We start from the raw sequence: 20285 nt of genomic DNA, 5'->3' as shown, positions 1-20285 counted from the left end.
TGCAGCGATGTCGATACTGCCGGTGTTGTTGTTATCCCGCCCTCTCAGAGCGGGGTTCCTCAATAGCGCAAAGGGACACGATTCAGGTCGCCCTGGCCTGCCATTCGGCAAACCATTTTTCAATCTGATCGACCGGCAGCGGTCGGCTGATGTAATAGCCTTGCGCCAGCTCGCAGCCGAGCAGTGCCAGCTGCTTCCAGTCCTCTTCGGTCTCCACTCCCTCGGCGACCGTCTTGAGGTTGAGCTTCTGGCTCATGACGATCGCTGAGGTCAATATAGCCAGCTTCTTGGGGCTGCTATGGGCGTCGTGCACGAATTCCTTGTCAATCTTGATCTCGGTGAAAGGACAGCGAGATAGCTGCTTCATGGAGGAGTAGCCGGTGCCATAATCATCCATTGCGATGCCGAATCCACGCAGTCTCAATCGTGCCAGGGTGCCCAGCGACATGGCGAGGTTGGACATGAAGGTGGTCTCGGTGACTTCGATGATGATGGCGCTGCAGGGCAGTTGATGGGCCTGCACGATGGCAATCATGTTCTCGACCAGCTTGTCCGTCAGCAGCAGGCTGACCGGCATGTTGATGGAGCAGGTGGGATGCTCGGACAGTGCGCCCAGGGTGGTGAGCGCCTCGCAGGTGGCGTGCAGGAACTGGTAGAAGAAATCGAGCGCCAGCTGCCCCTCTTCCAGGTGATGAACGAAGCAGATGGGGGGAATGACCCCGTGGTCGGGATGGATCCAGCGCACCAGCGCCTCGAAGCCGTAGAGACTGGCGTCCGCCATCAGCACCTTGGGCTGCAGAAAGGGGATCAGCTGGCGGTTGTCCAGCGCCTGCTGTACATCCTCGGCGGTGAAGGTGAGCTGCATCCACTTCTTGTTTTCCCGGTGCGCCAGCGGATCGCAATGCTGCAGCATGTTGCGCAGATCGCTTTGTCGCAGCGGCTTTGACAGCACGCCGATCACCTCCAGGGTGCTGGCATCGGCGATGGCGTGGATCACGTCCAGCACGTCCCGCTCCACCCCGCTCATCACGGCCACGAACATCCGGTAGTGGGTGTTCTTCTCCAGGTTGCTGATGAGCTCGACCCCGTCCATGCCGGGCATGTTGAGGTCGGTCAGCAGCAGATCGATGCGCTCGAGCTGCTGCAGCTTGTTCAGAGCATCCTGACCATCATGGGCCAGGTGGATCTGGCCGAACCCCAGCTCCTGCAGCAGACAGGTCACTTCGTACTGCTGGGTGCGGGAGTCATCCACCACCATGGCACTGCGGCCTTGCCATTTTTCCAATGACATAATTACACGCCTCGTAGATCCGGACGGCTGAGCGTCTGGGTAATGTGGGTGAGGGACATGACTTCATCCACTCCGCCGTGGGCTATGGCCTCTTTGGGCATGCCGAACACCACGCAACTGGCTTCATCCTGGGCAATGGTGCGTGCGCCCGTGTCGTGCAGCTCCCGCATGCCGCGGGCGCCGTCATCCCCCATGCCGGTCATGATGACGCCGAGGGCGTTGCGCCCCGCACTCACCGCCACCGAGCGAAACAGCACGTCCACCGAGGGGCAGTGACGGGAGACCGGCGGCCCCTCTTTGACTTCCGCCAGATACTGGGTGCCGCTGCGCTGGATCAGCAGGTGCTTGCCCCCTGGCGCTATGATGGCGACCCCGGGCAGCAGGCGATCGCCGGTCTCGGCCTCTTTCACCTCCAGCTGGGAGAGGCTGTTGAGCCGCTCGGCAAAGGAGGCGGTGAAGCGGGCCGGCATGTGCTGGACGATGGCGATCCCCGGGCAGGTGGCGGGCAGGCGGGAGAGCAGGTACTCCAGCGCCTGGGTGCCGCCGGTGGAGGTGCCGAGCGCAACTATCTTCTCGGTGGTGCGAAAGGAGATCCGCTCCGCCGGCGGGGAGAGTACCTCGTCGGCATTGCGCCTCGGGGTGACCGGCAGCGGGGCGGCACCGGGCAGCAGATTGCGCAGCTTGGCGCCGACGGCGCCCCGGATCTCCTGGATGAAGTCGTTGGCGGACTGCTGCAGGAAGCTCTTGATGCCGACGCTGGGCTTGGTGACGATGGAGATGGCCCCCGCCGACATCGCCTCCAGGGTGATCATGGCCCCCTCTTCGGTGAGGGAGGAGCAGATGATGACCGGGGTGGGGTGCTCGGCCATGATCTTCTTGAGGAAGGTGAGGCCGTCCATGCGCGGCATCTCGATGTCGAGGATGATGACGTCGGGCCAGCACTTCTTCATCTGCTGCATGGCGAAGATGGGGTCGAAGGCGGCGCCGATCACCTCGATATCTTCCGCCTTGCTCAGCATCTGGGTCAGTACCTCTCGTACCAGGGCCGAGTCGTCGACGATAAGCACGCGTATGGTCATGGCAGCTCCTTGGGCTGAAGGGGCAGGCAGCGGTAGCGGGAGGGGGCCTCCTGCACCAGCGGCAGATCCTGCTGGCGGATGATCTCGGAGTGGCCGACCAGCAGGTAGCCGTCCGGGCGCAATAAGTTGCAGAGCTGCGACAGCACCCGGGCCTTGGTCTCGTCATTGAAGTAGATGAGCACGTTGCGCAGGAAGATGACGTCGAAGTTGCGCTCCGGATAGTCGCCGCAGGTCAGTAGGTTGAGGTTGGCAAAGGTGACCTTGCCGGCCAGCTCCGGCTTGACCCGGATCTTGCCGGCGAACTCGTCATGGCCGCGCTGAAAATAGCGCAACCACAGATGGGGCGGCACGTGCTGGGCCCGCTCGACCGAGTAGACGGCGCGGCGGGCAAAGGGAATGACCCGGGTGTTGATGTCGGTGCCGTGGATGCTCCAGCGATCGTTGATGCCGAGCTGTTCGGCCAGCACCATGGCGGCGGAGTAGGCCTCTTCCCCGGTGGAGCAGGCGGCGGACCAGACTCGCAGCGGCTGGCGGCGAGTGGCAAGCAGCTGTTCGGCATGGTGCTTGAGCCAGCTGAAGTGCTGGGATTCGCGAAAAAAATAGGTCTCGTTGGTGGAGAGCAGGTTGATGGCGAGCTGCCGCTCGTGGGGATCGATGGACTGGTTGATCCGCTCCCAGTAGGCGTGATAGCTGGTGAGGCGCAGCGCCCGCAGCCGCTTGGCGAGCCGGGATTGCACCAGCGCCCGTTTGCAGGGGGCAAGATCGATGCCGGCCGAATTCAGGATGAAGCGGCGAAACAGATCGAACTCGCTCTGGCTGAGGGTCGGGGTGAGTTCGGCGGTGAAGGGGGGCGCCACCATGGTCAGCCGCCTTGTTCCGGGGAGAACTGCTGCTCGGTGGCCGCCTCGGCCATGGCGCTCAGCTCGGCGATGGAGAGGGCTCTGTGCATGTCGAGCAGGATGGCGAACTGCTGATCGATGGTGACCACCCCCTGAATGAAGTCGCCGCGGATGTGGGTGCCGAAGGTGGGGGCCGGTTCGATGGCGTCGCTGCGGATCTCCAACACCTCGCAGACCGCATCCAGCAGCATGCCGATCTCCTGCTCCTCGCCGGTGCTGTTGGGCAGGGAGAGGATGGCGACGCAGGTGGTGGGTTGCAGCAGGGTCTGGCCCCGGCCGAAACGGATGGAGAGGTCGATCACCGGCACCACGGCGCCGCGCAGGTTGATGATGCCTCGCACGAAGCGCGGCATCATGGGCACCGGGGTCATCCCCTCGAATTCGATGATCTCGCGGATGCAGCCGATGTCGATGCCGTACAGTTCGCCGCCCAGCATGAAGGTGACGCAGTGAAAGTGGGCGCTGGTATCAGGGGCAAGCTTGTCTCTCATCGCCGGCTCCTAGTAGTTGGTGAACTTGCCATCGTCTATCTCTCGCTCCAGATCCTCTTCATGAAAAGGGTAGGGGCGGGAGAATGCGGACTTCGGCTTGCTGCGCCGGATGACATGGGCGCCGCCGTGCGGGGTATAGGGCTGGCGAGTGTTGCCGCCGCGCAGGGTGAACTGCTGCATCAGCTCCTGCAACTGCAGGGCGGTGGAGCTCAGCTCTTCCGAGGTGGAGCTCAGTTCTTCCGCCGAGGCGGCCGAGGCCTGCATGCCGTCGCTTATCTGGGTCACGGCAATGTTGATCTGGGAGACGCTGGCCCGCTGCTCGCGGGAGGCTGAGGCGATCTCCTGCACCAGGGTGGCGGTCTGATCGATGCCGGGCAGCATTTCACGCAGCAAGGATCCCGCCTGTTCGGCGACGCTGACCGAGCGCCCGGCCAGCTCGCCAATCTCCTTGGCGGCAGTCTGGGAGCGTTCGGCCAGTTTGCGCACTTCGGCGGCGACGGTGGCAAAGCCCTTGCCGTGCTCGCCGGCGCGGGCCGCCTCGATGGCGGCGTTGATGGCCAGCAGATCGGTCTTGTTGGCGATGTCGTTGATGACGGTGATGCGCGACGCTATCTCCTTCATGGCGTGCACCATCTCGCCGACCGCCTTGCCGCTTTCGGTGGCGCTGCTGGCCGCTTTGGTGGAGATGTTCTCGGTCACCTTGGCATTGTCGGCATTCTGGCTGACGGTGGCGGTCATCTCCTCGACCGAGGCACTGGTCTGTTCGACGCTGGAGGCGAGCTCTGAGGAGGTCTGGGAGAGGGCATTGGCGGTGGCGGCCACCTGCTCGGAGGCCGAACCGATGGCTTCCGACATGGCGCCCACCTCGTTGAGGGTGTCGGAGAGGCGGTGGGCCATGCTCTTGATTGCATAGAGCAGGCTCGAGGTGTCGTCGGCCTTGAGCAGCACCGGAGTGGAGAGATCCCCCTCGGCGACCCTGGACACTACTTGCACCGTGTAGGAAGGGTCGCCCCCCAGCTGGCGCAATATGCTGCGGGTCACCAGCAGGGCCAGGATGAGGCAGATGAAAAAGGCGGCGCTGGCGATGGCGATGAGGATCTGCAGGTTGTCCTGATAGATGTTCTGGCTCTCATCCATGGATTGGGTGGCCAGCTCGGCATTCACCTTGACCAGATCGCTCAACAGGGAATCGGCGATGTCGAAGGCGGGGCGCCCCTTGTCACCCATCAGCCGAAAGGCGTTGCGCTCGGGCACCCCATCCTGGCCCGGTGTCTGGGCCAGCTTCAGGATCTCGCTGGCGTACTGCTTGTAAGTGGCCCAGGCCTGATCGAAGCGGGTGAGCAGGTCCACCTCCCGCTGGGTGAGATAGGTCTTGCGGTAGCTGGCCAGAAAATCCCACATCCCCTTCTCGAACTTGTCGACATTGACCAACGCCTGAGCCTTGAGATCCGGGTCGACCTCGCCGATGTAGCGATAGAGGGCACGGTTCTGATAGACCGCATAGATGTTGGCGTTGGCGATGTCCTTGATCGGCAACAGCTGGTTGGCGTGCATGTTGCTGACCAGCTGCATCATGGTTCTGGTGGAGTAGTAGCTGGTGAGCGACAGCACCACCAGCAGCACCATGAGGATGGAGAACGAGAACACCAGCTTTGTTCTGACTTGCAAGTTGTGAAACCAGTCCATGGTCTGACTCCGTCAATTCCGTTGATGTGCTTAAGGTGTGTGGTCAATCTCTGAGGCTGTAGAGGGCATCGGCCTGTTGCCGGAGCGCATGTTGTTCCCGCCGCCAGGCCAGCTGGATGAGCTGGGGGACGTCGAGGATGAGCGCCGGCTGGCCGTTGCCAAGAATGGTGGAGCCGCTCACGTAGCGCAGGGACTTGAACAGCTCGCCGAGCGGCTTGATGACGGCCTGCACCTCGCCAATCAGGCGATCCACCACGATGCCGGCACGATGGTCGGCATAGTCCACCATCACCACGAATTCGGGTTCGTCGGCAGGGGGCAGGGCAAACAGCTCGCGCAGGACGATGAAGGGCACCCACTCGCCGCGCACGTTGATCTGGCGGGCCGGGGTGAGCAGGGCATCCGGCGGCAGATCGATGCACTCGACCATCATGTCGAGGGGGATCACCAGGGAGGCGTGATCCACCTCGATGCGAAAACCGTCGATGATGGCGAGGGTGAGCGGCAGCCTCAGCCTGAAGGTGGTGCCCAGCCCCAGCCGGCTGTCGATGGTGGTTTCACCGCGCAGAAACTCCAGGTTGCGCTTGACCACGTCGAGCCCGACTCCCCGCCCGGAGAGATCGCTGACATCGCTGGCCGTCGAGAAGCCGGGCAGAAACAGCAGTTGAAAGATCTCCTGTTCACTCAATACCTTGCCTTCCGGCAGCAGCCCCTGGCCATGGGCCTTGGCGAGGATCTTGTCGCGGTCGATGCCGCGGCCGTCATCGCTGACCTCCACCACCACGGCACCGGCGTCGTGATAGGCGTTGAGGGTGATGGTGCCCTGCGCCGGCTTGCCGGCGGCGAGCCGAGCCTGTTGCTCCTCGAGGCCATGATCGGCGGCGTTGCGCACCAGGTGCATCAGGGGGTCGGTCAGCTTCTCGACCATCGACTTGTCGATGTCGGTATCGGCGTTGCGGATCTGCAGCTGGATCTCCTTGCCGGTCTGCTGGGACAGTTCGTGTACCAGTCGCGGGAAGCGGTTGAAGATCTCGTTGATGGGCACCATGCGCAGAGTGAGCGCGTCGTCGCGGATCCCTTCCACCAGGGTGTTGACGATGGCCACTGATTCGATGAGCTCCGCATCGCCCCTCATCCTCGCTTGCAGGGTGGTGGCCGAGGTGGCGATCACCAGCTCGCCGACCCGATTGATCAGTCGATCGAGCTTGGCCGCCTCGATGCGGATGTAGTGCCCCTCCGCCCGCAGCGGTGCGGGTCTGGTCTGTTGTTGGGGGGCCTCCTGCGGCGGGGGGGCTGACTGGATGGGGGGCGCCAGGGCAGGCTCTGCGCTTGCCGCGCCGGGCGTCAGTTCACCCTGCGCGATGCAGGCCGCTTCCTCTTCGCTCAGGGCACCGGCCTGCACCCAGCGCTGCAGCTGGGCCGCGAGCGGTTCATTGCGCCAGGCCGCCAGCTTTTGCCCCTGTTCTGAAAACTGCGCCAGATCCTGATGGGGGCTGAGCAGACAGATGAGACTGGCGTGGGCAACGAAGTCAAAGGTGCTCCGGATCCGCTCGGCCGGTTCGGCGCTGAGCAGGCCAATCTCGTAGCCGAGAAAACACTCGGTGGCATCGAGCAGTTGCAGCGGGGGCCACTCCTGCCAGACCGGCTGGATGACGCGGATCTCCCCCAGGTTGCCGAGGTAGCGAATGAAGGCCAGCAGATCGAAGCCGTCCTGATAGAGGGCCGGATAAAAGCGCAGGGAGAGGTGCCAGGCGCGCCGATCCGCCTGATTGGCTGGTGCGGGAGCCGGCATGATCAGCGGCTGGCTGGGTAGAGTCTGGTGCCCCTGCAACTGGGAGAGCAGGGCCAGGATCTGCTGGGTTTCGGTCTGTTGCAGCTCGGGGTTGTGTTCGGCTCCTTGCAGCAGGTCGCGCAGTTGATCGTTGCAGGCCAGCAGCAGGTTGATGAGGTGTTCGTCCAGCGCAATCTCGCCGCTGCGCAGCCGCTCCAGCATGTTCTCCATGGCGTGGGCGAAGCGCACCAGCATGGCCAGCCCCAGCATGCCGGCCGAGCCCTTGATGGTGTGGGCGGTGCGAAACATCAGATTGTAGGTATCGGGGTTGGCCGGATAGGTGTCGCGATCCAGCAGGGCGTGTTCCAGATTGTCGCACTGCTCGTAGGCCTCCTCGAAGAAGAGGGCGCGGGCCTTATTGATGTCCATCCACACGGCCCTCCCCATGGTCGGTCGGCCACAATCCCATCAGGCTCAAGACATGGCGGGCCTGGCTCCCTTCAGCGGCCTCGAGTCGCAGCTGCTTGCCCTGCTGGCCGGCCTCCTGCTGCAGGATGGCGATGAGCTGGGCACCGCAGCCGTCAAGCATCTCCAGCGGGGTGAGATCCAGCGTCAATACCGAGAAATTGAGCAGACCGAACAGTTCATCCTGCAGATCCCCCAGCGTGATGACGCTGAGCTCGCCGCTCAGGGTGGCGGTCACCGGCGTCTGCCGGGTGTCGATCGTCAGGCTCATGGCTGCACCACCTTGCAGACATCGTCCAGCAGCTTGAGCGGTTCGAACGGCTTGGTGAGCCAGACTCGGGCGCCGGCCTCGAATCCTTCCCGCTTGATCTGCTCGGAGTCTTCGGTGGTCAGCATGATGAAGGGGAGGTAGCGGGTAGTCTGCTGAGCCTTGACCCGCCTTAGCAGGGTCATGCCATCCATGCCGGGCATGTTGAGATCGGAGATGATGAGGTGTACCCGCCGCTGCTCCAGTTCGATGAGGGCGGCTTCGCCATCGCCGGCCTCAACCACCTCAAAACCGGCGCTGCTGAGCGTCATGGTGATGGCCGCCCTGATCCCCACGGAATCATCCACCACCAGTATGGTTTTGCTCATCGGTCATCCTCATCGACTGCATGGATTCCTTGCCCTTAGCGCCAAGGGCAGAGCCCACTCAGGGCTCAGTGATAATTGTTGTTCAACAGCTTGATGTTGGAGAGATTTTTATGTCATCACCGACCAATAGAGACAAATGGAGCCAGTTGTACGGGCCAGGTGGCGCAGCCAGGCCGGGAAGGAGGGGGTGGGCCACCCGTTGCAAGAGGGGAAATAGGGGGGAAATGCAGATACCCTGTTGATGTCAGTTAATTAATCAAGCAAGGGGGATATTTCTTGAAATAGGCAGGTAAGCTTATTTTAGAAGCTGATAATAAATATCGTTCGCGCGTCCATTCCACTTGTTTACATATAATCATACAAATATAAAGGTATATATTATCAGCCACTTTTGACGAGGTAAAATAGCCTATGGCTGGTAACATAAAGACCGGGTCAAATAGTGTGACAACGCTTTCATTCTGATTATTTAACATCACGAATTAACGGGTAATTTAAATGAATTAAATTCATTAACACACAAAATTACCCCCTAGTGGGTATTTTGGTGGTTAGTGCCATGCTTTCTAAGTCTATGCTACATATGAAATTTTTAAATCCATGCTGATGAGTTTTCTATTTGAATAATCTTCCGTCACTTGATGGAGATCAACGCGGGGCAGGGGGGGAGTACTTAGCATTTCCGCTATTAAGCATTTATCAAACAAGTGCTCACTACGGGAATAAAAAGAATGGTCGAGGATACTTTTTTATCGGCTCATGGAATTAATCGCCGTGACTTCATGAAATTGTGCGCCGGGATGGCCGCAACCCTTGGATTAAGCCAGCATGCCGTGGCCAAGATGGCCACCGCGCTCACCAGCCCCGAGCGGCCACCGGTGATCTGGATAGGGGCGCAGGAGTGTACCGGTTGCACCGAATCGCTGCTGCGCGCCACCCACCCCACCATCGAGAACCTGATCCTCAACACCATTTCGCTGGAGTACCACGAGGTGCTCTCGGCGGCCTTCGGCCATCAGGCCGAAGAGAACAAGCACAATGCCATCGAACGCTACAAGGGCAAGTATGTGCTGGTGGTGGATGGTTCCATCCCGCTCAAGGACGGCGGTATCTACTGCATGGTGGCGGGTGAACCCATCGTCGACCATATTCGCCGCGCGGCTGCCGATGCGGCTGCCGTCATCGCCATCGGCTCCTGCGCCGCCTGGGGTGGAGTGCCCGCCAGCGGCGGCAACCCGACCGGTGCCGTCAGCCTGGAAGAGGCCCTCGGCAACCTCGGCACGCCGATTATCAATATCCCGGGCTGCCCGCCCAACCCCCACAACTTCCTCACCACGGTCGCCTACTACATCACCTACGGCAAGCTGCCGGCACTCGATGCCAAGAAGCGGCCGCTGTTTGCCTATGAACGGCTCATCCACGAAAACTGCGAGCGCCGTCCGCACTTCGATGCCGGCCGCTTCGCCAAGGAGTTTGGCGACGAGGGCCACCGTCAGGGCTGGTGTCTCTATCACCTGGGCTGCAAGGGGCCGGAGACCTACGGCAACTGTTCGACCCTGGAGTTCTGCGACGTGGGCGGCGGCATCTGGCCGGTGGGCATAGGCCACCCCTGCTACGGCTGCAACGAGCAGGGAGTGGGTTTCAGCAAGGGGATCTTCCAGCTCGCCAAGGTGGAGAATCCCACCCCGCGGGTGAACAAGCCCGACGTGGCCATCCAGGAGGGAGGACACATGTCGCCCACCGCCACCGGCCTTATCGGTGGGGCGCTCGGGGTGCTGGTCGGGGTGAGTCTGATGACGGTGCGTGAGCTCGGTCGCCAGCAGAAGCGCCATGAAGCCGGGCAGCACACCTCACGGGAGGAGTGACCGTGAACAGACGCAACTTCCTCAAATTCGCCTCCGTCGGTGCGTTGGCGGCGGGCACCACCGTCTCCGGCACTGCCCTGGCGGCGGCCGAGAACAAGCCGCCCATTCCCGGCGCACTCGGCATGCTCTACGACTCCACCCTCTGCATCGGCTGCCAGGCCTGCGTGGCGGAGTGTCAGCGCCTCAACGGCAACCCGGCCAATCCGGCCGGGGAAGCGACCTGGTCCAACAACGACAAGCTGAGCCCCTACACCAACAACATCATTCAGGTGTGGAAGAGCGGCACGGGTGAGCACAAGGATCAGCTGGTGGATGGCTATGCCTACATCAAGAAGCAGTGCATGCACTGTGTCGATCCCAACTGCGTCTCCGTCTGCCCGGTGCAGGCGCTGACCAAGGATCCCAAAACCGGCATCGTCCATTACGACCCGGATGTCTGCACCGGCTGCCGCTACTGCATGGTGGGCTGCCCGTTCGACGTGCCCAAATATGACTACGACAACCCGTTCGGAGCGATCCACAAGTGCGAGCTCTGCAACCAGAAGGGGCTTGCGCGCATCGATCAGGGCAAGTTGCCCGGCTGCGTGGAGGTGTGCCCCACCGGCGCCGTCATCTTCGGCACCCGCGAGGCGCTGATGGCCGAGGCCAAGCGCCGGCTGCTGGCAACGCCGGGCAGAGAATATGCCTATCCGCGCCAGACCTTCAGCGCCAACGATCCCTACCTGCATGAAGTGCCCAACTACCAGCCTTATGTCTATGGCGAGAAGGAGGGGGGCGGCACCCAGGTGCTGGTGCTGGCCGGGGTGCCCTACACCAAGCTCGACATGCCTGACTTGCCGGAGCTCTCCTCCGGGGCGCGCTCCGAGCACATCCAGCACACCCTCTACAAGGGGATGGTGCTGCCGCTGGTGGTGCTGACCGGGCTCTCGGTGCTCATTCGCCGCAACACCAAGGACCATCAGGATGGCGACGATCATGACTCGCACGCGGGCCATGACAAGCAATCGGGAGGCAAGGATCATGAGTAATCACAAGGCACATCCGCTGGGAGGGAGGCTGGTCAGCTGGCCGGTCATGGTGCTGGCGCCGTTCGTCATCCTGTGCGGCATGCTGATCCTCAAACGCCTGATCTTCGGGCTGGGCTCGGTCACCGATCTGAACGGCGGCTACCCCTGGGGGCTCTGGATCTCGTTCGATCTGCTGATCGGCACCGGTTTCGCCTGCGGCGGCTGGGCGCTGGCCTGGGCGGTCTACGTCTTCAACCGGGGCGAGTATCACCCGCTGGTGCGGCCGGCCCTGCTGGCGAGCCTGTTCGGCTATTCCCTGGGCGGCCTCTCCATCACCATCGACGTCGGCCGTTACTGGAACCTGCCCTACTTCTACATTCCGGGTTTCTTCAACACCTCCTCGGTGCTGTTCGAGACGGCGGTCTGCATGACCATCTACATCGGGGTGATGGCGCTGGAGTTTGCCCCCGTGCTGATGGAGAAGTTCGGCTGGAAGGTCTCCCTTGCGCGGATCAACAAGGTCATGTTCTTCATCCTGGCGCTGGGGGCCCTGCTGCCCACCATGCACCAATCCTCCATGGGATCCCTGATGATAGTGGCGGGGGAGAAGATCCATCCGCTCTGGCAAAGCTACGAGCTGCTGCCGGTCTTCTCCTTGCTCACCGCCTTCATCATGGGCTTCTCCATCGTGGTGTTTGAAGGCTCCCTGGTGCAGGCGGGGCTGGCGGGGCGCGGCCCCAACGAGAAGCCGCTCTTCTACAAGCTGACCCAGGTGATCGACATCTTCCTGATCCTGTTTGTGGCGCTGCGCTTTGCCGAGATCGTCATCAACGACAAGTCGGAGTACCTCTCCCAGTGGGATCGCTACGCCTTGATGTTCTGGAGCGAGATCGCGCTGATGATCTTCCCGCTGCTGGTGTTCCACTGGGACAAGAGCCGCCGCGATTCGCGCATGTTGTTCCTGGGGGCCCTCAGCATGCTGCTGGGCGCCGCCCTCTGGCGACTGGACTACTCCCTGCTCGCCTTCAACCCCGGCAATGGCTACCACTACTTCCCCTCCGCGGCGGAAGTGCTGATCTCCTTGGGCTTCGTCGCCATCGAGGTGTGTGCCTATTTGCTGCTGATCCGGCTGCTGCCGGTACTGCCATCACTTGAACGTGTTCACCAAGATTATCAGGCCCGAGGGAAAGCCAACGTATGAGCCAACGTATCACCATAGACCCCATCACCCGCATCGAGGGTCACCTGCGTATCGACTGTGAAATCGAAGGCGGCGTCGTCACCAAGGCCTGGTCGTCCGGCACCATGTGGCGCGGGATGGAGGAGATCGTCAAGGGCAACGACCCGCGCGATGCCTGGATGATAGTGCAGCGCATCTGCGGGGTGTGCACCTCCATTCACGCCATCGCCTCGGTGCGGGCGGTGGAGAATGCCATCGGTGCCAAGGTGCCGGTCAACGCCCAGTACATCCGCAATCTGATCATTGCGGCCCACAACATCCACGATCACATCGTCCACTTCTATCAGCTCTCCGCGCTGGACTGGGTGGACATCACGGCCGCACTGCAGGCCAATCCGCAAAAGGCGGCCGACCTGCTCAAGGGGGTATCGACCTGGTCCCTCAACAGCGCCGACGAGCTGACCAAGGTGCAGGACAAGATCCGCGCCCTGGTGGCGAGCGGCCAGCTCGGCATCTTCGCCAACGGTTACTGGGGCCACAAGGCGATGAAGCTGAGCCCGGAGGTGAACCTCATCGCCGTGGCGCACTATCTGCAGGCACTGGAGTGTCAGCGCGATGCCAACCGCATCGTCGCCATCCTCGGCGGCAAGACTCCCCACATCCAGAACCTGGCGGTGGGCGGGGTGGCCAACCCCATCAATCTGGATGCGCCGAGCGTGCTCAACCTGGAGCGGCTGCTCTACGTGAAGAGCTTTATCGACCGGCTCGGCGAGTTTATCGAGCAGGTCTACAAGGTGGATGCCGCCATCATAGCCGCCCACTACCCCGAGTGGCTGAACCTGGGGCAGGGGGCCAAGCATTACCTGAGCGTGCCTGAGCTGCCCACCGACGGTGACGGCGGCAGCTTCCTGATGCCCGGTGGCTACATCGAGAATGGCGATCTGGCCGGCTATCGCCCCATCGAGAGCCATCAGGATGCCTGGCTGATGGATGGCATCGCCGAGAGCAACAAGCACGCCTGGTACAAGGATGACGCCCCCCTCAAGCCCTGGGAGGGCAAGACTGAGCCGAACTACACCGGTTGGCAGGATGACGGCAAGTACTCCTGGGTCAAATCCCCCACCTTCTACGGCAAGGTGGTGGAGGTGGGGCCGCTCGCCGATTTGCTGGTGAAGCTTGCCGCCAAGCACCCGGAGACGGTGGCGCACTTCGATCAGCTGAACGGCCTCTACAAGACGCTGACTGGCTCTGCCATCAAGACCGAACAGCTGCACTCCACCCTGGGCCGCATCATCGGCCGGGCGGTGCGTTGCTGCGTGCTGAAAGACACCCTGTCCCATCAGTGGAAGGCGCTGGTGGACAACATCGGCAAGGGAGATTTCAGCGCCTACATCAAGACCGAGATCCCGGCGGACAAGGAGTTTCGCGGGGTGGGCTTTGAAGAGGCGCCGCGCGGCATGCTCTCCCACTGGATCGTCATCAAGGGCGGCAAAATTGCCAACTATCAGGCGGTGGTACCGTCGACCTGGAACTCGGGCCCGCGCAACTTCAACGACGAGCCCGGCCCCTACGAGCAATCCCTGGTGGGCACCCCGGTGGCCGACCCCGCCAAGCCGCTGGAGGTGGTGCGCACCATCCACTCGTTCGATCCCTGCATGTCCTGCGCGGTGCACGTGGTGGATACCCAGAGTGGTGAAACGACTCAGGTGAAGGTGCTGTGATGAACACCCTGATCCTGGGCGTGGGCAACTTGCTGTTGAGCGATGAGGCCGTCGGCGTGCGGATCGTCGAGGGGCTGGAGCGCGACTACCGCTTCGCCCCTGGCATCGAGCTGCTTGACGGCGGCACCGCCGGCATGGAACTGCTCGAAGTGATGGCCAGTCGCGATCACATCATACTGGCGGATGCGGTGCGCAGCGGCAATCCGCCGGGTACCGTGGTGACCCTGAAGGATGAGGAGATCCCGACCCTGTTCGGTCGCAAGATCTCCCCCCATCAGCTGGGGCTGGCGGACGTGCTCTCGGCGCTGCACATGACGGGAGAATCCCCCAGGCGGCTCACCCTGATCGGGGTCGAACCCGAATCCCTCGAGCCCCGCATCGGCCTCACCCCGGTGGTGGCGGCTGCCATGGGGGAGGCGACGGATCGGATATTGACTCTGCTGGCCAGCCTGGGGGCACCGGCCATCCCGCTCTCTGAGCAGGAGAAGGCCGAGCGAGCGCGGGAGGGCGTATGGTGCAATCCATTGTGAATGAGGCAGTGAACGAAGCCGCGCAAGAGCCGGCGCAGGAGTTTAGCGGTTTTGCCACCAATCCCGCACCATTGCTGGTAGCCCAGTACGAGCGGATCGCGCAGCAAGAGATGCAGGCGCTGCCGTTCTACCACCCGGCCATGCCCATCGTGGCCGAGTGTACGTTGTTTGAAGGTCAGTGGCTCGGCTGCGTGCTCACCCCCTGGATGTTGAGCGTGGTGGTACTGCCGGGGCCGGAACAGTTCTGGCCGGTGCGCGGCAGCAGCGATCGGCTCGCCCTGCAGCTCCCCTGCGGCAACCTGACCTTTATGGTGGGGGCATTGCCCGAGACGGGGCAGTTGCTGGCCTGCTCGCTCATGTCCCCCATCGACCCGCATCTGGGGGCCGACGAGGGGCGCTCGCTGGTGAGCAGCACCCTCAAGATGCTGCTTTCGCTTCCGGTGCAGCAGGGGGAGGGCGGCGTGAACTTGAGCCGGCGTCGCCTGTTCAGCGGCCGGCGCAGCGACGCTGTGGGTGGTACCCAGCGCTAGGTCTCATCTGCAATCAGGTTTAGAATAGGGGCCGTTTTGGCCCCTCACTCGCTTCTGTCGTGCCCCTGTTTTTTGGGTAGTGAGTGGTAAAACGAACAAGGGATCTTATGACCATTCAATGCTTTGGCTGCCACTCAGGCAGCAACGCCACCCGCCGCAAAGGCCTCTCTGTCACGGCGGCCGCCTTGCTGGCCCTGCTCTCGGGCGGTTTCTCTTCCATGGCGCTGGCGGCCCAGCCCGTCCCCGCCGAACTCAAGCTCGCCATCGGCAGTGAGCCCACCGAAGGGTTCGACCCGCTGCTTGGCTGGAGCCACGGCAGCTACCTGCTGCTGCACAGTCCGCTGCTCAAACAGAACGCCGATCTCAGCTGGCAGAATGTGCTCACCCAATCGGTGACCCCGAGCAAGGATGGCAAGGGGTGGATCATTACTCTCAAGCCTGAACTGAAATTCTCCAATGGTGCACCGCTCACCGCCGAGGATGTGGCCTTCACCTACAACAGCGCAGCCCAAGGCGGCGGCAAGATCGACATGGGCAACTTTGTCTCGGCCAAGGTGCTCTCACCCACCGAAGTTGCCATCACCCTGAGTGCTCCCCAGAGCACCTTTGTCAACGTGCTGGGATCTTTGGGGATAGTGTCGAAGCAGGATTACGACGCAAAAGCATATGCCCAAAAGCCGGTCGGTGCCGGCCCTTACCGGTTGGTGAGCTTCCTGCCCGGTCAACAGCTGGTGGTGGAGGCGAACCCCTATTACGCCGGTGGCAACAATGACTTCAAACGGCTGGTCTTTGTCTTTATCGATGAAGAGAGCGCCTATGCCGCCGCCCAGAGCAGCCAGCTCGATGTGGTGCGCATCGCCCCGTCGCTGGCGCCTACCGTGCCTGCCTCCCTCAAGCTGTGGGTGCGGCCGAGTGTCGAGAACCGCGGCATCGTCTTCCCCATTCCTCCAGCGGGCAGCAAAGATGCCAAGGGTTATCCCATCGGCAACGACGTGACCTCGGATGTAGCGGTGCGCCGCGCCATCAACTACGCCATCGACCGCAAGCTGCTGGCCGACCAGCTGCTGGAGGGGCACGCCATTCCCGCCTACAGCGCGGTAGAAGGCTTGCCCTGGCTGAACAAAGCCACCGCCTTCAAGGACGGGGATGCCGCCCACGCCAACGCCCTGCTCGACGAAGCGGGCTGGAAGATGGGCAGTGACGGCATTCGCCACAAGGGCTCCCTGCGCGCCGCCTTTACTCTCTGGTACACCAGTGGCGACAGCACCCGCCGGGATCTGGCGGAAGCGGTGCGAGCCATGCTCAAACCCATTGGCCTCGAGGTGAGCCTCAAGTCCGGCAGCTGGGAGCAGGTGGAGCGGGAGATGCACGCCAATCCGGTGCTGATGGGGTGGGGGAGTCTGGATCCCATGGAGCTCTATCACCACTACCAGAGCGGCTCCGGTGGCGTGGAGTTCTACAATCCGGGCTACTACAGCAACCCAGTGGTGGATAGCCACCTCAAGCAGGCGCTGGATGCCCCGAACTGGCAGGCGGCCGTGCCCTTCTGGCAGCAGGTGGAGTGGGATGGCAAGACCGGCGCTGGAGTGCAGGGAGATGCCGCCTGGGCCTGGCTGCTCAATGTGCAGCACACCTATCTCGCTAACCGTTGCATCGACCTTGGCAAGGGGGCGCCGGAAATCCACGGTAGCTGGTCACTCCTCAACAACCTGCAGGATTGGCGGTGGACGTGCCGTTAAGTTCGCCCTTGAGTCGTTCAGGTTATCTGTTGCTAAAAGCCCTGCTGCGTCTGGCAGGGCTGTTATGTCTGGTCTCGGTCGCCACCTTTGTGCTGCTGAGCTACTCCCCTATCGACCCCATCAAGGCCTATATCGGCAACGATCTGCTCCATGTGCCGCCGGAACAGTACGCCCGTATCGCCGCCCGCTGGGGGCTGGATCAGCCGCTCTGGCTGCGCTACTGGCACTGGTTTAGTCAGGTGCTGCAAGGAGATCTCGGTTACTCCATGCTCTACAACGCACCGGTGGGTGAGGTAATAGGCCAGCGCTTTGCTGCCTCCTTCCTGCTGCTGGCGGGTGCCTGGCTGCTCTCCGGCTTTTTCGGGATTTTGCTGGGCCTCTGCGCCGGTCGCTATCTCAACCGCTGGCCCGATCGCCTTATCTGCCGCTTTGCCTACCTGCTCGCCTCCTTGCCCACTTTCTGGGTGGGCCTCTTGCTGCTGGCGCTGTTTGCGGTGCACTGGCCCTTGTTGCCGGTCTGCTGCGCCTGGACCCCGGGGCTCGCTGCCGATGAGGCGGATTGGGCCATGCGGTTGCGCCATCTGTTGCTGCCGGTCACAACCCTGGCCCTGCTGGGGCTTGGTAACATTGCGCTGCACACCCGGGAGCGGGTGGCCGAGGTGCTGGCGAGCGATTTTATTCGCTACGCCCGCGCCCAGGGCGATGGTGGCTGGCCCATGCTGCGCTTTCACGTGCTGCGCCATGCCCTGACCCCAGCGCTCTGCCTGCAGTTTGCCTCCCTCGGTGAGCTGATTGGCGGATCGCTCTTGGCAGAGAAGGTCTTCTCCTATCCGGGGCTCGGTCAGGCCACCGTGGATGCGGGGCTGAGGGGGGATATCCCCCTGCTGATGGGCATCGTGCTCTTCTGTACCCTGCTGGTCTTTTTGGGCAACACGGCGGCGCGGGTGCTGCTGGCCCGTATCAACCGCGGCTGGGAGGGTGTGCATGCTGTTTAATCCGCTCCCCTCCTTGCTGCGGCTGGGCTTTGCGCTGATCTGCCTGCTGCTGCTGGCCAGCTATGGCTGGAGCCTCTCTCATCAGGATGTGCCGATGGATCTGCTGGCGCGCCAGCAACCCCCTTCGCTGGCGCACTGGTTCGGGACCGATCAGATGGGACGGGATCTCTGGCTGCGGGCCTTTCAGGGTACCCTCACCAGTCTGGAACTGGGGATCAGCACGGCCCTCTGCAGCGGTCTGCTGGCCATGGTGGCGGCGAGCCTCTCGCTGGTTCATCCCAGGTGCGATGCGGCGGTGCGGCTGGTGATCGACGCCATGCTGGCGCTGCCCCATATGCTGCTGTTGATCCTGATCTGCTTTACCGCAGGGGGCGGCATGCGCGGGGTGATCCTGGCGGTAGCGCTCACCCACTGGCCCAAGCTGGCACTCATTCTCTGCGCCGAGGCACGGCGCATCGCCAGCAGCGACTACGTGGTGCTGGCCCGCTGTCAGGGGATGGGGGCGCTGCGCCGCTGGCGCACCCACCTGCTGCCGGGGCTGTTGCCCCAGTGGTTTATCGGGACTTTGCTGATGTTTCCCCATGCGGTACTGCACAGCGCGGCGCTGAGCTTCCTCGGCTTTGGTCTGGCGGCCCACGAGGCCTCGCTGGGCCTGCTGCTGGCCGATGCCCTGCGTTATCTGGCCGGTGGCGGCTGGTGGCTTGCCCTCTTCCCGGGGCTGATGTTGCTGCTGCTGGTCCTGCTGTTTGATCAGGCTACCCGCGCCTTGCAACAGCTGTTGTGGCACAGGAGTGAACCATGCTGAGTTTTGACCAGGTGACCATAGAGGCAGCCCACTACTCCTGGCTGGGGCGGCGCAGCTGGCAGCCATTGTTGACCGATATCAGCCTGCAACTGGCGCCCGGCGAAATCGTGGCGCTGGTGGGGGGGAGCGGCGAGGGCAAGAGCCTGCTGTTGCAAAGCGCTCTGACATTGCTGCCGGACAACCTGAGGATGCGCGGCAGCATCTCCCTCGATGGCGTGCCCCTGTGCGATGCCAGCCGGGCCCGTTTGCGCGGCCACACTCTCTGCTATGTACCACAGGGGGTAAGCGCCCTCAATCCATTGCTGACGGTGGAGCGTCAGCTGGGACGGGCGGCACGCCTCTGCGGCCAAAGTGGTTCTCGCGATCGGCTCGGCGAGCAACTGCTGCGCTACCAGTTGCCCGCGACCACCCTGGACAGCTATCCGCGCCAGCTCTCCGGCGGTATGGCCAAGCGCATTCTGGCCTGTACCGCGGCCCTTGGCGGTGCCCGCTACATTCTGGCGGACGAGATCACCGCCTGGCTCGACGAGGGGCTGGCCTGCCAGCTGCTCAGCCAGTTGCGTGAATTGGCCAATCAGGGCAGCGGCATCCTCTGGGTGACCCACGATCTGGCGCTGGCTGCCCGCTTTGCCGATCGCATCGTCGCGCTGCATCAGGGGCAGGTGAGCGACACCTTGAGCAGCCACCACCTGCGCCAGGGGCTGGGGAGCGAGATGCTCCGCGCTCACTGGCAGGCGCTACCGGAGTTCAACGCGCTCTTTTCTGCGCCGGAGGTTTCATGATGCTGGAAGTACGAAATCTCACCATCGCCCAGGGGGAGCGCCCCCTCTGGCAGGGGTTGTCGCTGACGGTGAAAGCGGGCGAGCGGCTCGGTATCTCCGCCCCTAGCGGCCATGGCAAGACCACCCTGGGGCGGGTATTGGCGGGTTGGCAACCGATTGGGGCCGGCGGGCAGATCCTGCTGGATGGGCAGCCGGTGCCTGAACAGGTAAAAGGTTATAACCCCATCCAGCTGGTGCCCCAGCACCCGGAGCTCACCTTCAATCCCTATCGCACCACCGGGCAGGCGCTGTGGGATGTATGGCGTCCCGATGACGCCATGCTGGCTCGCTTTATGGTCAAGCCTGCGTGGCTCAGTCGTAAACCCGGTCAGCTCTCCGGCGGCGAGCTGGCCCGCATCGCGCTGCTGCGCGCCCTCGATCCCCGCACCCGGTTGCTGATTGCCGACGAGGTGACCGCCCAGCTGGATCCGCAAATCCAGCGTCAACTCTGGCGGGAGTTGATGGTTGAGTGCGAGCAGCGTGGCCTCGCCATGCTTGTATTCAGTCACCAGCAGGCATTATTGCGCCAAATCTGCCATCGGGTGCTGCGCTTTGGTGAGGCGCCTGCTGAGGCGGAGTCTATGTCCCGCAGCGTGGCCTGAAGATTGGCTTCCCCCTCATCCCCAGCCCTTCTCCCGCAAGGGGAGAAGGGGGCGGAAGGTGCCTCTCCCCAAGCTTGGGGGGGCAAATGCTAGTTGTTATGCTCGAAGCGCCCCCTAAGGGGTCTGAGGGCGTCGCATCGTTGCTGCCTGCTGTCGGCATCCACGAACCAGT

General features: G+C 62.9%; 19 protein-coding genes. 11 read left to right on the top strand and 8 right to left on the bottom strand.

What is annotated here, in order from left to right; genetic code table 11:
* Window positions 1-82: 82 nt before the first annotated feature.
* Genes ACPW75_RS10060 through ACPW75_RS10025 form a run of 8 tightly spaced genes read right to left on the bottom strand, consistent with a single transcriptional unit; the run spans window position 83 to window position 8318 of the window.
* On the bottom strand, window positions 83-1291 hold the full coding sequence (locus ACPW75_RS10060) for an EAL domain-containing response regulator (RefSeq protein WP_077096895.1): 1209 nt from the start codon (window positions 1289-1291) through the stop codon (window positions 83-85).
* 2 nt (window positions 1292-1293) lie between these two features.
* Window positions 1294-2370, bottom strand: a complete 1077-nt coding sequence (locus ACPW75_RS10055) for a protein-glutamate methylesterase/protein-glutamine glutaminase (RefSeq protein ID WP_077096897.1) — start codon at window positions 2368-2370, stop codon at window positions 1294-1296.
* Window positions 2367-3230 (bottom strand): CheR family methyltransferase, encoded by an 864-nt coding sequence (locus tag ACPW75_RS10050; RefSeq protein WP_252410719.1) that lies wholly within the window; start codon window positions 3228-3230, stop codon window positions 2367-2369. Before ACPW75_RS10050 ends, ACPW75_RS10055 begins: the two co-directional genes overlap by 4 nt.
* Before the next feature lie 2 nt (window positions 3231-3232).
* Window positions 3233-3760 carry a chemotaxis protein CheW gene (locus ACPW75_RS10045; protein ID WP_011706355.1) on the bottom strand — a complete coding sequence of 176 codons (528 nt, stop codon included), beginning with the start codon at window positions 3758-3760 and terminating at the stop codon, window positions 3233-3235.
* 9 nt (window positions 3761-3769) lie between these two features.
* Complete coding sequence (locus ACPW75_RS10040; RefSeq protein ID WP_077096898.1) at window positions 3770-5446, bottom strand: methyl-accepting chemotaxis protein; 1677 nt, start codon at window positions 5444-5446, stop codon at window positions 3770-3772.
* Between the two features lie 43 nt (window positions 5447-5489).
* Entirely contained in the window at window positions 5490-7646 is a 2157-nt protein-coding gene (locus ACPW75_RS10035) for a chemotaxis protein CheA (RefSeq protein ID WP_264098666.1), read from the bottom strand.
* On the bottom strand, window positions 7633-7953 hold the full coding sequence (locus tag ACPW75_RS10030; protein ID WP_039213501.1) for an STAS domain-containing protein: 321 nt from the start codon (window positions 7951-7953) through the stop codon (window positions 7633-7635). The genes ACPW75_RS10035 and ACPW75_RS10030 overlap by 14 nt, the downstream gene beginning before the upstream one ends.
* A complete protein-coding gene (locus ACPW75_RS10025; protein WP_039213502.1) occupies window positions 7950-8318 on the bottom strand; it encodes a response regulator in 369 nt (122 codons plus the stop codon). The genes ACPW75_RS10030 and ACPW75_RS10025 overlap by 4 nt, the downstream gene beginning before the upstream one ends.
* 731 nt (window positions 8319-9049) lie before the next feature.
* On the opposite strand from ACPW75_RS10025, the gene hybO reads away from it, so the two are divergent.
* The 11 genes from hybO (at window position 9050) to ACPW75_RS09970 (ending at window position 20113) form a co-directional block, all read left to right on the top strand.
* A complete protein-coding gene (gene hybO, locus ACPW75_RS10020) occupies window positions 9050-10183 on the top strand; it encodes a hydrogenase 2 small subunit (RefSeq protein WP_011706350.1) in 1134 nt (377 codons plus the stop codon).
* Window positions 10184-10185: 2 nt separating this feature from the next.
* Window positions 10186-11211, top strand: coding sequence for a hydrogenase 2 operon protein HybA (gene hybA / locus ACPW75_RS10015; protein WP_077096604.1), 1026 nt, complete (start codon window positions 10186-10188; stop codon window positions 11209-11211).
* Window positions 11204-12391, top strand: a complete 1188-nt coding sequence (hybB, locus tag ACPW75_RS10010; RefSeq protein WP_011706348.1) for a Ni/Fe-hydrogenase cytochrome b subunit — start codon at window positions 11204-11206, stop codon at window positions 12389-12391. The genes hybA and hybB overlap by 8 nt, the downstream gene beginning before the upstream one ends.
* Complete coding sequence (gene hybC / locus ACPW75_RS10005; RefSeq protein ID WP_039213505.1) at window positions 12388-14091, top strand: hydrogenase 2 large subunit; 1704 nt, start codon at window positions 12388-12390, stop codon at window positions 14089-14091. Before hybB ends, hybC begins: the two co-directional genes overlap by 4 nt.
* Window positions 14091-14621: a HyaD/HybD family hydrogenase maturation endopeptidase gene (locus tag ACPW75_RS10000; protein WP_039213506.1), complete on the top strand. Its 531-nt coding sequence runs from the start codon at window positions 14091-14093 to the stop codon at window positions 14619-14621. The genes hybC and ACPW75_RS10000 overlap by 1 nt, the downstream gene beginning before the upstream one ends.
* Window positions 14603-15151, top strand: a complete 549-nt coding sequence (hybE, locus tag ACPW75_RS09995; protein WP_077096603.1) for a hydrogenase-2 assembly chaperone — start codon at window positions 14603-14605, stop codon at window positions 15149-15151. The genes ACPW75_RS10000 and hybE overlap by 19 nt, the downstream gene beginning before the upstream one ends.
* Window positions 15152-15258: 107 nt before the next feature.
* A complete protein-coding gene (locus tag ACPW75_RS09990) occupies window positions 15259-16890 on the top strand; it encodes an ABC transporter substrate-binding protein (RefSeq protein WP_077096602.1) in 1632 nt (543 codons plus the stop codon).
* A complete protein-coding gene (locus tag ACPW75_RS09985; protein WP_077096601.1) occupies window positions 16875-17885 on the top strand; it encodes an ABC transporter permease in 1011 nt (336 codons plus the stop codon). The genes ACPW75_RS09990 and ACPW75_RS09985 overlap by 16 nt, the downstream gene beginning before the upstream one ends.
* Window positions 17875-18690: an ABC transporter permease gene (locus ACPW75_RS09980; protein WP_077096600.1), complete on the top strand. Its 816-nt coding sequence runs from the start codon at window positions 17875-17877 to the stop codon at window positions 18688-18690. The genes ACPW75_RS09985 and ACPW75_RS09980 overlap by 11 nt, the downstream gene beginning before the upstream one ends.
* Window positions 18684-19472 (top strand): ATP-binding cassette domain-containing protein, encoded by a 789-nt coding sequence (locus ACPW75_RS09975; protein ID WP_077096599.1) that lies wholly within the window; start codon window positions 18684-18686, stop codon window positions 19470-19472. Before ACPW75_RS09980 ends, ACPW75_RS09975 begins: the two co-directional genes overlap by 7 nt.
* Complete coding sequence (locus ACPW75_RS09970) at window positions 19472-20113, top strand: ATP-binding cassette domain-containing protein (RefSeq protein ID WP_077096605.1); 642 nt, start codon at window positions 19472-19474, stop codon at window positions 20111-20113. The genes ACPW75_RS09975 and ACPW75_RS09970 overlap by 1 nt, the downstream gene beginning before the upstream one ends.
* Window positions 20114-20285: the final 172 nt, after the last annotated feature.

This window comes from Aeromonas sp. FL131, assembly GCF_049860615.1.
GTDB classification, from domain to species: Bacteria; Pseudomonadota; Gammaproteobacteria; order Enterobacterales; family Aeromonadaceae; genus Aeromonas; species Aeromonas hydrophila.
Note: the sequence above shows the minus strand (reverse complement) of the source record. Positions and strands in the feature narration are given on the sequence as shown.